This window comes from Pseudoalteromonas xiamenensis (assembly GCF_030994125.1).
Lineage (GTDB): Bacteria > Pseudomonadota > Gammaproteobacteria > Enterobacterales > Alteromonadaceae > Pseudoalteromonas > Pseudoalteromonas xiamenensis_B.
This window is the reverse complement of the sequence record NZ_CP099917.1, coordinates 2,870,360-2,882,806: the sequence shown is the minus strand read 5'-3', so window position 1 is coordinate 2,882,806 and position 12,447 is coordinate 2,870,360. Positions and strand designations below refer to the sequence as shown.

14 protein-coding genes and 1 riboswitch are annotated in these 12,447 nt (G+C 44.2%); of the genes, 2 read left to right on the top strand and 12 right to left on the bottom strand.

Translation table 11 applies throughout. The features are described from left to right. Window positions 1-33 precede the first annotated feature (33 nt). A riboswitch (cobalamin riboswitch) is annotated at window positions 34-230 on the bottom strand. Window positions 231-253: 23 nt separating this feature from the next. The 12 genes from NI389_RS13355 to NI389_RS13300 form a co-directional block, all read right to left on the bottom strand. Then, entirely contained in the window at window positions 254-838 is a 585-nt protein-coding gene (locus NI389_RS13355; RefSeq protein WP_308360359.1) for a histidine phosphatase family protein, read from the bottom strand. 103 nt (window positions 839-941) lie between these two features. Next, window positions 942-1,154, bottom strand: coding sequence for a (Na+)-NQR maturation NqrM (nqrM, locus tag NI389_RS13350; RefSeq protein ID WP_308360358.1), 213 nt, complete (start codon window positions 1,152-1,154; stop codon window positions 942-944). Window positions 1,155-1,236: 82 nt separating this feature from the next. Continuing rightward, complete coding sequence (locus tag NI389_RS13345; protein WP_308360357.1) at window positions 1,237-2,262, bottom strand: FAD:protein FMN transferase; 1,026 nt, start codon at window positions 2,260-2,262, stop codon at window positions 1,237-1,239. Window positions 2,263-2,346: 84 nt separating this feature from the next. Next, window positions 2,347-3,573 (bottom strand): NADH:ubiquinone reductase (Na(+)-transporting) subunit F, encoded by a 1,227-nt coding sequence (nqrF, locus tag NI389_RS13340; RefSeq protein ID WP_308360356.1) that lies wholly within the window; start codon window positions 3,571-3,573, stop codon window positions 2,347-2,349. A 17-nt stretch (window positions 3,574-3,590) separates the two neighbouring features. Further along, window positions 3,591-4,199, bottom strand: a complete 609-nt coding sequence (gene nqrE / locus NI389_RS13335; protein WP_208842449.1) for an NADH:ubiquinone reductase (Na(+)-transporting) subunit E — start codon at window positions 4,197-4,199, stop codon at window positions 3,591-3,593. A 10-nt stretch (window positions 4,200-4,209) separates the two neighbouring features. Then, window positions 4,210-4,842, bottom strand: a complete 633-nt coding sequence (locus NI389_RS13330) for an NADH:ubiquinone reductase (Na(+)-transporting) subunit D (protein ID WP_308360355.1) — start codon at window positions 4,840-4,842, stop codon at window positions 4,210-4,212. Continuing rightward, window positions 4,842-5,585 carry a Na(+)-translocating NADH-quinone reductase subunit C gene (locus tag NI389_RS13325; protein WP_308360354.1) on the bottom strand — a complete coding sequence of 248 codons (744 nt, stop codon included), beginning with the start codon at window positions 5,583-5,585 and terminating at the stop codon, window positions 4,842-4,844. Before NI389_RS13325 ends, NI389_RS13330 begins: the two co-directional genes overlap by 1 nt. Continuing rightward, window positions 5,578-6,777 (bottom strand): NADH:ubiquinone reductase (Na(+)-transporting) subunit B, encoded by a 1,200-nt coding sequence (locus NI389_RS13320; protein WP_308360353.1) that lies wholly within the window; start codon window positions 6,775-6,777, stop codon window positions 5,578-5,580. Before NI389_RS13320 ends, NI389_RS13325 begins: the two co-directional genes overlap by 8 nt. Window positions 6,778-6,780: 3 nt before the next feature. Continuing rightward, window positions 6,781-8,124, bottom strand: a complete 1,344-nt coding sequence (locus NI389_RS13315; protein ID WP_308360352.1) for a Na(+)-translocating NADH-quinone reductase subunit A — start codon at window positions 8,122-8,124, stop codon at window positions 6,781-6,783. Between the two features lie 349 nt (window positions 8,125-8,473). Then, window positions 8,474-9,664, bottom strand: a complete 1,191-nt coding sequence (gene fabV, locus NI389_RS13310; protein ID WP_308360351.1) for an enoyl-ACP reductase FabV — start codon at window positions 9,662-9,664, stop codon at window positions 8,474-8,476. Window positions 9,665-9,749: 85 nt separating this feature from the next. Next, on the bottom strand, window positions 9,750-10,061 hold the full coding sequence (locus tag NI389_RS13305; protein ID WP_308360350.1) for a BolA family protein: 312 nt from the start codon (window positions 10,059-10,061) through the stop codon (window positions 9,750-9,752). A 55-nt stretch (window positions 10,062-10,116) separates the two neighbouring features. Further along, window positions 10,117-10,707 (bottom strand): alpha-ketoglutarate-dependent dioxygenase AlkB family protein, encoded by a 591-nt coding sequence (locus NI389_RS13300; RefSeq protein WP_308360349.1) that lies wholly within the window; start codon window positions 10,705-10,707, stop codon window positions 10,117-10,119. Between the two features lie 39 nt (window positions 10,708-10,746). On the opposite strand from NI389_RS13300, the gene NI389_RS13295 reads away from it, so the two are divergent. Together NI389_RS13295 and NI389_RS13290 are read left to right on the top strand one after the other, a co-directional pair. Then, on the top strand, window positions 10,747-11,895 hold the full coding sequence (locus NI389_RS13295) for a methyltransferase (RefSeq protein WP_308360348.1): 1,149 nt from the start codon (window positions 10,747-10,749) through the stop codon (window positions 11,893-11,895). Further along, window positions 11,892-12,446: a YajG family lipoprotein gene (locus NI389_RS13290; RefSeq protein WP_308360347.1), complete on the top strand. Its 555-nt coding sequence runs from the start codon at window positions 11,892-11,894 to the stop codon at window positions 12,444-12,446. Before NI389_RS13295 ends, NI389_RS13290 begins: the two co-directional genes overlap by 4 nt. Window position 12,447: the final 1 nt, after the last annotated feature.

The window sequence follows — 12,447 nt, the reverse complement described above, 5'->3', positions numbered from 1 at the left end:
CTATTGAGCGCTTTGACCTGAGTGCGCCCGCTCAAGTACTCGTATTAGCCTTGGTATCTGACTTATTCGCGGCAATGCTTAGCATCCTTTGCAACAACCTTGTGATATCGACAAGGTCATGTTGACTAGACGCAAAACTGATACCGCGTGAAGGCACGCCTTCAATTACAGTTGCGGGGACAGTGAAGGATTCGCACCTTCTTCCCAATATCTGCTAATACGCAATAATTCCGCTATTATGAAGTCTAGACGTCTAAAATACAACTTTTGGCCAACGTACACCTTGATCGTCAATAAACACGTCTAGACTAAATCCAGTTAAGTAATTAAATTCAATCGCTGCCAGCTGTGTCCCTGAGGGTTCTTCAATTCCAAGCACATGAAAATAAACGAACTTTAAAACGCCTGCATGACTAATTACCAGCACGTTTTCCTCGGCCTTGCTCGTATTCAAAAGTCGTTTTAAAAATCCATGACAGCGTGTCGCAAAGTCTGTCATCGTTTCGCCGTCAGGCGGCGTTACAGACCAAGGATCAGACCAAAATTGTCCAATCTGGGCGGCGTGCCTCCAAAGCCATTCGTATGTTTTCCCATCCCAATGACCAAAATCACATTCAACAATCGCACTGTCGAGCACCACATCACCAGATACATTGAGCGCATCCAACGTTTGCTGAGTACGCTCCAAAGGCGAAACATAAATTGTGTCGAACCGGCTTCCTATCAGGGATTTGGCATAGCGGCTCAATGCCACAGGGTACTGCAGGTGAGCGTCAGTTCGCCCTAATAGCACACCTTTTGTTGTAGGTTGCGCATGGCGAATAAAATGCAATTTCATACTCGGTTCCTTTTGCCTGCACAGTCACAACGGTGCTTTTGTTAAGAAGATAACGAGCATAAAAAATGCGAGCCTTGCCCGCATTTTTTAATCAATATTCGTATCACAGAATTTGGTTGTCTTTCCAAACTTGCTCTCTCGCTAAGCGCTTTTTGCGTTTATCACATGGGTCATCGCAATCGCACACTTTATCAATACCCATTGAACCTAAACCACCACAGCTGCTTGCCATCGACTTTTTCTGAACCAGAACACCGACTGCCATAGCGAGTACAATTAGAATTAATAAACCAAAAGTAAGAAGAATCAACGACATTGCTTTAACCCTTAAAATCGAAGCCTGACCGCAAAGTCAGGCTGGCAACGGACCGCGCTATTATAGCGCGCTTAAACCTTGCTCACAAATATGGTTTAAAGGCTGTACTAGACCAAGTTTGAATACCACTTGGTGTTTTACTCATAAGATAAACCGGTAAATGATGCTCTTCTGCGTAAGCTTGTGCTTTATCCATCCCCATTACCGTCAACGCTGTTGCGAGACCATCAGCGGTCATTGCCGAAGGATGTAGAACTGTGACAGAAACGAGATCATGCTTGATAGGCATACCTGTTACGGGGTCGATTAAATGCGTATAAATCTCGCCATCCATTTCGTAGAAAATACGGTAATCACCCGAAGTTGCGATACCGTTGGTACCCGGTTCTAACACACGATGTACTTGACGCTGCCCCATAGGTGCATCAGGTTGCTCAATCGCAATTCGCCATGGTTCACCATCTGCCTTTGTCCCAGCGACACGAAGTTCACCGCCGATCTCAATCATGTAATTATGAATATTATGCTTTTCAATTAGCTCAGCCACTTTGTCGATACCATAACCCTTAGCTGTTGCAGAGAACGATAAACGTAATCCATTCGTTGTCTTTTCCAAACCTTCTTCAGTCAGAACCAACTTATCAACACCAATACGCGAGACCATCTCCTCCAATTGAGTTTGGCTTGGACGAATAGTTGGGCGTTTATCTGGTCCAAATCCCCACAAATCGATTAATGGGCCCATAGTCACATCGAGTGTTTGTGTCGATTTGCCCAAACGGATCGATTCGGCCACAACACGGCGAAAATCCTCGCTAATTGGCATTACAACGCCAGCTTCAAGGGCATTAAAGGTGTTTATCTCTGAATCGGGGATGTAGGTCGACATTGATTGATTCACGGCAACAAGTTCAGCATCAATCTCAGCCTGCAAAGCATTTTGTTCGATGTTCACATTTCCGGGAAACACTTTAATGCTGTACGTAGTGCCCATTGTTTTGCCATGCATTTCCAGCATCCGTTCTTCATTTGCTGGGCTACAAGCCGACAAAAAACCAGATACGAATAGGCCTAATGCGAGGTTTTTTACCAAGCGGTATTCAGTCATTCCAATTCCTCTAAAAAAAGAACCCCTGTGTGTTTCACACAGGGGTTCAGATTATGCAAATTAACTTATATGCATCACGATGGTTTAGCCACCGAAGTCATCCAATAGGATGTTTTCGTCTTCAACACCTAATTCTTTCAACATGTTGATTACCGCAGCATTCATCATCGGAGGTCCACACATGTAGAACTCACAATCTTCTGGCGCTTCATGATCTCTCAAGTAGTTCTCAAACAGAACGTTGTGAATGAAGCCTGTGTAACCTTCCCAGTTGTCCTCTGGTTGAGGATCTGAAAGGGCTACGTGCCATACGAAGTTATCGTTCTCAGCCGCTAAGCCATCGAAATCTTCCACGTAGAACATTTCACGTTTAGAACGAGCACCGTACCAGAATGACATCTTACGTTTAGAGTTAAGACGCTTCAATTGGTCGAAAATGTGTGAACGCATTGGCGCCATACCAGCACCGCCACCAACGAATACCATTTCTGCATCCGTGTCTTTCGCGAAGAATTCACCGAATGGACCTGAAATTGTTACCTTATCTCCTGGCTTAAGTGACCAGATGTAAGATGACATTTTACCACATGGTAAAGTTAAGTTGTTCGGTGGCGGAGTCGCGATACGAACGTTAAGCATGATAATGCCAAACTCTTCTGGGTAGTTAGCCATTGAGTAAGCACGGATCGTTGGCTCATCAACTTTTGATTCAAGCTTGAAGAAACCAAAACGTTCCCAGTCACCACGGTATTGTTCTGGAATATCGTAATCCGCGTATTTAACATGGTGTGCTGGCGCTTCAATCTGGATGTAGCCACCTGCACGGAACGGAACGATTTCACCATCCGGAATACCAAGCTTAAGTTCTTTGATGAACGTCGCTTTGTTATCATTAGAGATAACAGTACATTCCCACTTTTTAACACCGAAGATTGACTCTTCAAGTTCGATTTCCATGTCAGATTTAACGTTTACCTGACACGCTAGACGACAGCCTTCACGAGCTTCACCCTTAGAAATGTGGTCAAGCTCAGTTGGAAGAATGTCACCACCACCTGAATGAACGTGTACACGACATTGACCACATGAGCCACCGCCACCACACGCCGATGATACGAAGATACCTGAGTTAGCAAGTGCACCAAGCAACTTGCCACCAGCTGGGATCTTGATTGCTTTTTCAGCATCACCATTGATACCGATAGTCACATCACCTTCAGCAACAAGTTTAGACTTCGCTGCAATGATGATAAGCACTAGCATTACTACGATAGCAATGAAAATACCTACGCCTAAATAAACCTCTAGCATGATTTCTCCTAGCTACCTTACAGTGAAATACCAGAGAAAGACATGAAGCCAAGACCCATTAGACCTACAGTGATAAAGGTAATACCTAAACCACGAAGACCATCTGGCACGTCTGCGTACTTCATCTTCTCACGGATACCTGCTAGCAATACAATAGCAAGCGCCCAACCAACACCAGCACCAATACCGTAAACAACCGACTCACCGAAGTTATAGTTACGTTCAACCATGAACGAAACCGCACCGAAAATCGCACAGTTTACTGTGATTAGCGGAAGGAAAATACCTAACGCGTTATAAAGCGCTGGGAAGTATTTGTCTAAAGCCATCTCTAGAATTTGTACTAGAGCGGCGATAACACCGATAAAGGTTAGGAATTTCAAGAAGCTCAGGTCAGCTTCTGGGAAACCTAGCCACTCAAGTGAGCCTGGCGCTAAGATAGCGTGGTAAACCAAGTTGTTTACAGGTACTGAAATACCGAGTACCGCAACTACCGCAATACCAAGACCAAGAGCAGTAGTTACTTTCTTAGACACAGCTAAGAATGTACACATACCTAGGAAGAATGATAATGCTAAGTTTTCAATGAAAACCGCTTTTACGAATAAGCTAATGTAATGTTCCATCTCGCTCCCCTTACGCCTTCGCTTCTACTTGATCTTTCTTATAAGTGCGTAGCGCCCAAATAATAAGACCAATAATGAAGAACGAGCTCGGAGGAAGGATCAATAGACCCATTGGTTGATACCAACCACCCTCAGAGATAAGTGGCATAATTTGCACACCAAACAATGAACCTGAGCCGCCTAATTCACGAACGAAAGCAACGGTCATTAGCATCGCTGAGTAGCCTAAACCATTACCGATACCATCAAGGAATGACATCATTGGAGGCGACTTCATTGCATAAGCTTCTGCACGACCCATTACGATACAGTTGGTAATGATTAGACCAACGAATACCGAGAGTTCTTTTGCTGTTGAATAAACAAACGCTTGAAGCGCTTGGTCAACAACGATTACCAACGAAGCGATAATCGTCATCTGAACGATGATACGAACGCTCGATGGGATGTGATTGCGTAGCATTGAGATAAACAAGCTTGAAAATGCCGTAACCAATGTCAATGCGATTGACATGATTAACGCCTTTTCCATTTTTGATGTTACCGCTAGCGCAGAACAAATACCCAGTACTTGAAGTGCAATCGGGTTATTTGCTAGTACAGGGCCAAATAGAACCTGTTTTACGTCTTTTGCATTAGCCATTAGTTCAGCTCTCCTTTACGTACTTTCGCAAGGAACGGACCAAATGCTTTGTCGCTAGTCCAGAAATCAACTGTGTTATCAACACCGTGTGATGTCAATGTCGCACCTGATAGACCGTCAACTTTATGCTGGTTACCTTCAGCACCACTCTTAACAACGTCAAGTGGTAGAGCTTTTCCAGCCCAAAGCGCTGTCCATTTCGGGTTTTGGATCTCACCACCAAGACCTGGTGTTTCAGAGTGTTTGAAGAAGTTGATTGACTTAACAGTCACACCATCTGCTTCAAGCGCTAAGAAACCGTACATGATACCCCAAAGGCCGTAACCTTGGATGGGTAGTACGATAGTCTCGATTTTACCTGCTTCGTTACGAGCAAAGTAAACCGGTGAATTCGTCGTCATACGTTGAATGCCCGCTTTGTCATCCGCTTTTGCAAGCTTAACGCTACGCTTAGCATCGTACTTAGTCGCTTCAAAATCAAACGTCGACGGGTCTTCGTCAACAAACGCACCTGAATCCATGTTGATTACGCGTGACTCGATGTTGTTCGCAAATGTGTTCGCAACATCAGTAACGTCTTTATAACCAGATACAAGTAGGATGTTGCGCTGAATATCAGCAGATTTACTTGCTTTCTGTAGTGGACGTAGCTGCACAGATGCTGTTGCTACAACAATCGCACACACTAAACATAGGCCAACAACAACGCCTAACGTTCTGCCAACTGTTTCTTTCTTAGCCACGAGCTAATCTCCTCTTCACGTTAGCCTGCACTACGAAGTGGTCAAATAGCGGCGCAAATAGGTTAGCGAATAGAATTGCTAACATCATGCCTTCTGGGTATGCCGGGTTTACAACGCGGATCATCACAACCATGAAGCCAATAAGTGCACCGTATGCCCATTTACCTTTATCCGTAAATGAAGCTGATACAGGATCAGTAGCCATGAAGAACATACCGAATGCAAAACCACCTAATACTAGGTGCCAATGCCAAGGCATTGCGAATGCAGCGTTTGTTTCTGAACCTACCATGTTAAGAATCGTTGCAGTCACAACCATACCTAGGAAAGTACCTAGTACGATGCGCCATGAAGCGATACGTGTGTAGATCAAGAACAAGCCACCGATTAGGATAGCTAGTGTTGATGTTTCACCCACAGAACCTTGGATAAAGCCGTAGAATGAATTCCACCAAAGCGCCATATTGCTGTAGTCTAGGCTACCAGCAACAGCTTGGCTTAAGTATGTTGCACCCGAGAATGAATCAACGGCTGTCCAAACTGTGTCACCAGAAATTTGCGCTGGGTATGCGAAGAATAGGAATGCACGGCCAGCAAGTGCTGGGTTCAAGAAGTTACGGCCTGTACCACCAAATACTTCTTTCGCAATAACCACACCGAATGTGATACCGAGTGCTACTTGCCACAATGGAATTGTTGCTGGCAGGATTAGGGCGAATAGTACTGATGTTACGAAGAAGCCTTCGTTCACTTCGTGCTTACGGATAGACGCGAATAATACTTCCCAAAAACCACCAACGATAAAGGTCGTTGCGTAGATAGGTAGGAAGAAACAGGCGCCGTAGAACATCTTAGCGCCCCAACCGGAAGTCGCTGAGAGGTCGCCACCAAACATATGGAAAAGGGCTACTTGCCAGCTATTTGCCAGCTCGAAACCATTGCCAAGAGCGATAGTCGCTTGATGACCGATGTTAAACATACCAAAGAACATAGCTGGGAATGTCGCCAACCATACAAAAATCATGATACGTTTTAGGTCGATGTTGTCACGAACGTGTGTTGTGCCTTTGTTTACATAACCTGGCGTGTACAGAATCGTTGCAACTGCTTCATACAATGCATACCACTTTTCGTGCTTACCGCCTGGTTCAAAGTGGTGTTCAATGTCTTCTAAATATTTCTTTAAGGCCATTTCTTAACCTTCCTTCTCGATAGTCGTCAAGCAATCACGAAGGATTGAACCGTACTCGTATTTGCCTGGGCATACGAAAGTACAAAGTGCCAAATCTTCTTCATCTAGCTCCAATGCACCTAACGCAATTGCGCCATCTAAGTCACGTGAAATAAGGTCACGCAATAAGAGTGTTGGCAGAATATCAAGAGGCATTACACGCTCGTAGCTACCGATTGGAACCATCGCACGGTCAGAACCACCTGTTGACGTAGTCATCTTGAATAGACGACTTGGCGCTAGGTGAGACAGGAACGAACGAGTAACAGAGAACTTGTCGCTGCCTGGTACAATCCAACCAAATAGTTCTTTTTCACGACCTTCAAGCAGTACAGACACTTGAACGTGGTAACGACCTAAGTAAGCATGAGGACCTGTTGCTGTTTTACCAGCCAACACCGAACCAGAAATGATACGGTTGTCACCTTCTTCTAGCTCACCTGATACTAAATCAGTTAACGACGCACCGAGTGTAGTACGAACTAAACGAGGATTCTTAACTCGAGGACCCGCGAGTGAAATCACACGCTCTGCTGAAACTTCGCCAGTTAGGAAAAGCTTACCAAACGCAACTACATCTTGGTAACCTAAGTGCCAAACTTGCTTGCTTGCAGAAACTGCATCGAGGAAATGGATGTGAGTGCCAACGTTACCAGCTGGGTGAACGCCCGCAAATTCATGTACTTCAACTTGTGAAATAGCAGAACTTGGGATTTTCGCGCCCGCTTTTTTACAAACAAACACTTTACCATCAGTTAAGCGAGACACGACAGCAAGACCCGCTTCAAACGCTTCCACGTTTTCAGCGATGATCACAGCAGGATCTGCAGCTAATGGGTTAGTGTCGATTGCCGTAACGAAGATTGAGCTTGGCGTTGCATCTAACGCTGCAACACGGCTAAACGGACGAGCACGTAATGCTGGCCACTGACCTGCATCAACTAGTACACGTTTAACAACTTCGCGATCTAAACCAGCTAGTTCAGAAGCAGCAAATTTATCAAACGCGATATGCTCATTGCCGCTCACTTCAATCACAACAGACTGAAGTACGCGCTTCGCACCACGGTTAATTTCTTTAACTACACCAGAAGCTGGCGCAGTGAACTTGACGCCTGGGTTCTTTTTATCTTCAAAAAGAACTTGGCCTTTTTTGACTTGGTCATCCACGCGGACATGCATGGTAGGACGCATACCAATAAACTCTTCACCTAACACAGCTACTCGTTTGACAGCAGGGCCGTCATGAATAACTTGTTGAGGTGCGCCCTCTATCGGTAAATCCAGACCTTTTTTTATGTTGATCATACGCACTTGCATTACATTAATGGAAAGAAACTGAATAATCTTTGTTCACCGCAGCGCTTTATTCAAGTTATTGGTTAGGATTTAAAGAGCAACCCCATCTCAACACTCTTTGAGCGATGCGATAATGTTATTACATATTTCCCAGATTTTAACATCAATCATACCGACTATGCGAGTGGAAATATGAAATTAATACGCGAAACAAAGCCTTTTATGTGGCTCTGTTTAAGCGACAATTTTTCAACCTAGACTATTGTGGTATTGCATTCGGGTATTCGAGAAAATCAAAAAAGCCCTCTCGATTCGTCCCTAAAAACGCAAAAAAGCCGCTTTGAAGCGGCTTTCCGATTTAAACCATGTGGTTTATCTCTACGACAGGGTCAACCTCTGCGTCATAGTCTACAGACTCAAACCCAAACCCGAACAGACGAAGGAATTCATTATGGTAACCAACATAATCTGTTAATTCGTCGATTGTTTCTGTCGTCGTCGCGTCCCAGATTGCCTGAATACGCGCCTGAATATCATCCTGAAGCTCTTTGTAGTTTTGGAATAAGTGCCCACCATCGTCAAAACGCGGTGCCTCACCAAACAGGTTTTCCGTGAACAAACCATAGATCTGTTCAATTGTACCTTCGTAAATACCTTCTTCTTTGGTCACTTTGAAAAGTGCAGAAATATACAGTGGCATGATTGGAATCGCTGAGCTCGCTTGAGTCACTACCGCATTTAACGAGGCTACGTAAGCTTCCCCTTTCAGCGCTGCTGTTTTCTCATTAAGCGCTTTCGCCGCTCTATCTAGATCTTCTTTCGCTTTACCTATCGTCGCGTGTCCGTAGATTGGCCACGTTAACTCTTTTCCAATGTAGGTGTACGCTGCAGTTTTAAATCCTTCAGCTAAAACGCCTGCTTCATGCAGCGCGTCAATCCAAAGTTCCCAGTCTTCGCCACCCATTACTTTAATGGTATTTGCAATTTCATCTTCATTTGCTGCTTCAACAGTCACTTCATCGATAGCACGCTTAGAGGTGTTTAGATTTTTAGTCGTAACTGTTTTACCAATTGGCTTTAATACGGAAGAATACGTTTCACCCGTTTTTGGATCAGTACGGCGTGGTGAAGCCAACGAGTAAACCACTAAATCGATTTGGCCCATCTCAGCTTTAATTGTGTCGATTGCTTTAGCTTTTATCTCGTCAGAAAACGCATCACCATTGATGTTTTTTGACCATAGGCCTTCTGCTTCTGCCGCGCGTTGAAATGCAGCAGTGTTATACCAACCCGCAGTTCCCGTTTTTTTCTCAACGCCTTCTTTTTCAAAGAACACGCCAAGTGTCTTAGCACCGCAACCAAATGCAGCGGTAATACGAGATGCTAGACCGTAACCAGTAGAGGCACCGATTACGAGTACATTTTTAGGGCCATTAGTTAATTTGCCTTGCGACTTCACGTATGCAATTTGTTCATTTACGTGCGCAGCACAGCCGACTGGATGTGCATTAGTACAAATAAAACCACGAATTTTCGGCTGAATAACCATGTTGAGTCCTATTTTCGTCTTTTTGCTTTTAGAAAAACTGTCCTAGTTTACTGGTAGTTCGAGCAAGATCAGGTCTGATCAGCTACTAATCGAACTTTGAACCACCTAAACAAGACGGAGAAGCAGGTGCTTCATTCTGACGCTCCGCAAATTCCTCAGGCGTATACGCGTGTATAGCAAGCGCATGGATGTGATTTGCTAGCTCTTCGGCAAGAATAGCATTAATTGTACGATGACGTTGCAATAAACGTTGGCCTGAAAAGCTTTCACTGACTGCAATGACTTTAAAATGAGAATCTTCACCGCGACTGTGCATATGGCTTTCATTTACGACGTCTAAAACAGAGCAAGAAATCGCTGCATTGATCTTGTCGAATAAAATTTGTTGCATAGACATGTGAATACTCCTCTAGTTCTGTGGGCGTTACTATACGTGGGCAACTCGAGAATTGCTATTTATTCACTATGTTTCTAAACGTGAGATTAATCCTACCTTCACCCACTTTGCGCTGCTTTGGCAAACTGTGCACGTACAGCTGTTGACTCACTCCAGTCATTACTAACGCGCTACCATGCTCTAGATATAATTGCCATTGTGACGCCGTTTCGCGGTCTTTAATGGCGAATTTGCGCGCCGCACCAAGTGATACTGACACTATCGTCGGATTGTCGCCTAATTCCGGCTCATCATCACTGTGCCATCCCATGCAATCTAAACCATTACGATAATAATTTAGTAATACCGCGTTGAAGGGTTGTTTAAACGCGGTTTCTAAACGCTGCCGCATTGCGAATAAAGGTTCATTCCAAGCCTCTGGACGTAAATTCAGAGCCGAGTATTGATAATTCAGCCCTGAGTCAGCGACATAACACTGTAATCGAGGAATAGGATGAAATTTCCCGTACACTCGAATCGAGGGTTGTTGCCAATTTATGTTCGACTGTAAAAAGTCAAAGAGTGACCACGCCTTCTGAGTGCTAATGACGGGCATTAAGTATTGAAAACCATTTGGTAAGTCTGGTTTTTGCGACAACTCAAACATGGTATGATTCAGCTTCTCTTTAACGCGACAACGAACACTATGCTAACAGACGCTTTATTAGGTGGAGTAACTTATACTCTACACCGCTTTCCTCTGGACCAAAAGAACCGTAGCCTTCAAGCTTGGGATTCTGCCGATGAACTATTGGTTGAGCATGTCGAGACGTTAGCGGACACGCCAAAGCATCTGTTAATAATTAATGATAGCTTTGGTGCGCTAGCCTGTGCGTTGAACGCACCTAAAATTACGTCTCTATCTGATTCCTTCGTAAGCCATGAAGCAGCGAAATACAATCTAGCTGCAAATAACTTAGTAGACAAAACGGTTGAGTTCGTTGATAGCCTCGCTAATTTTGCCGATACAATCGATCTCGTCGTTATTAAGCTGCCGAAAAATAATGGATTTCTGGCCGCATTACTTTCCCAACTCAGTACCCACCTAAAACCGGGTATCCCTGTTGTGCTGGCTGGTAAAGCGAAGGACATTCACACGTCAACATTGAAACTGATTGGCAAATCACTGAGTGAACCAACCACAAGCCTCGCGAGTAAAAAATCTCGACTTATCTTTGCTACAACAAAAACACTCAGTGAGGGTAAAGCCCTATGCGAACATGTCGTCTCGTGGCCATTGGAAAATACTGAGTTCACGGTATTTAACCATGCGAACGTATTTTCACGAGATTCCCTGGACATTGGAGCTCGGTTTTTTATGAACTATTTACCGCAAGGCAAGAAATCACTTCGTATCGTGGATTTGGGGTGTGGAAACGGCGTAATTGGTTTAACTGTGCTATCAAAAATGCCCAACGTACAGGTTTCCTTCGTCGATGAGTCCGCCATGGCTGTAGCCTCTGCCAAACTGAACGTTCAGGAAAATTTGCCAGAACAAATGGCGCAATGCGAGTTTATTCAAACTGACTGCTTGTCTGGCTTTTTGCCAGCAACTGCGGATTTAATTCTATGCAATCCTCCTTTCCATCAAGCTCAAGCTATCACGGATCACATAGCATGGCAGATGTTTTTAGAAGCGAAACGAACGCTTCGTGTCGGTGGAGAACTGCGTATTATAGGTAATCGTCATTTAGGTTACGAAGAAAAACTTAATCGCCTATTTGATAACTGCAAGTTACTCGGAAGTAACAAGAAATTTGTCGTATTAAGCGCTCAAAAACGAGGTCAATCATGAAGACAGTTGCCAGTTTATTTATCCTAGTTTTTTGCTTGAGTGGATGCTCTTCTGCATTGCGTCCAGTTGTCCTATCACCTCAATATCAAGGTGGATTTTACCATGCAATTCCAAAAACTCTTCAACTGAGTGTAATTGACCACCGAGTGAGTAAATTTTCGATTAAAGTGGTTGATCAAGAACCTCAAATCTATTTGCCGCACGCTGAATTACCGACGTTGGTGGAACGAGCATTAATTGACGCTCTCGAAGCACAACAGGCGCGAGTTGTTACAAGTGCTAATACCCGAATGACACTACTGATAAAATCACTCAACGCCAGAGTAAGTGAATCCTTAGCGCAGCACACCAGTAATGCCTTTGCAGAATTTGAGTTGCAAATTAGCGATGGCCGCCGCCAATTCAATAAGACCTTCTCAGGGAAAGCGGAACAAACGGGACCACTGTTACATGAACAATCAAAAGTCGAAAATCAACTCAATAACTTAATTATTCAAATCATTACCCGTATGATTAGTGACAAAGAAGTGATTGCATTCCTAGAGGAGTAGA

Coding starts and splice junctions, on each gene's coding strand:
- NI389_RS13300 (WP_308360349.1), bottom strand. CDS start 10,707: ATGTTTGAGTTGTCGCAAAAACCAGACTTACCAAATGGTTTTCAATAC.
- nqrF (WP_308360356.1), bottom strand. CDS start 3,573: ATGCTAGAGGTTTATTTAGGCGTAGGTATTTTCATTGCTATCGTAGTA.
- fabV (WP_308360351.1), bottom strand. CDS start 9,664: ATGGTTATTCAGCCGAAAATTCGTGGTTTTATTTGTACTAATGCACAT.
- NI389_RS13345 (WP_308360357.1), bottom strand. CDS start 2,262: ATGACTGAATACCGCTTGGTAAAAAACCTCGCATTAGGCCTATTCGTA.
- NI389_RS13355 (WP_308360359.1), bottom strand. CDS start 838: ATGAAATTGCATTTTATTCGCCATGCGCAACCTACAACAAAAGGTGTG.
- NI389_RS13290 (WP_308360347.1), top strand. CDS start 11,892: ATGAAGACAGTTGCCAGTTTATTTATCCTAGTTTTTTGCTTGAGTGGA.
- NI389_RS13305 (WP_308360350.1), bottom strand. CDS start 10,061: ATGTCTATGCAACAAATTTTATTCGACAAGATCAATGCAGCGATTTCT.
- NI389_RS13320 (WP_308360353.1), bottom strand. CDS start 6,777: ATGGCCTTAAAGAAATATTTAGAAGACATTGAACACCACTTTGAACCA.
- NI389_RS13330 (WP_308360355.1), bottom strand. CDS start 4,842: ATGGCTAATGCAAAAGACGTAAAACAGGTTCTATTTGGCCCTGTACTA.
- nqrE (WP_208842449.1), bottom strand. CDS start 4,199: ATGGAACATTACATTAGCTTATTCGTAAAAGCGGTTTTCATTGAAAAC.
- nqrM (WP_308360358.1), bottom strand. CDS start 1,154: ATGTCGTTGATTCTTCTTACTTTTGGTTTATTAATTCTAATTGTACTC.
- NI389_RS13315 (WP_308360352.1), bottom strand. CDS start 8,124: ATGATCAACATAAAAAAAGGTCTGGATTTACCGATAGAGGGCGCACCT.
- NI389_RS13295 (WP_308360348.1), top strand. CDS start 10,747: ATGCTAACAGACGCTTTATTAGGTGGAGTAACTTATACTCTACACCGC.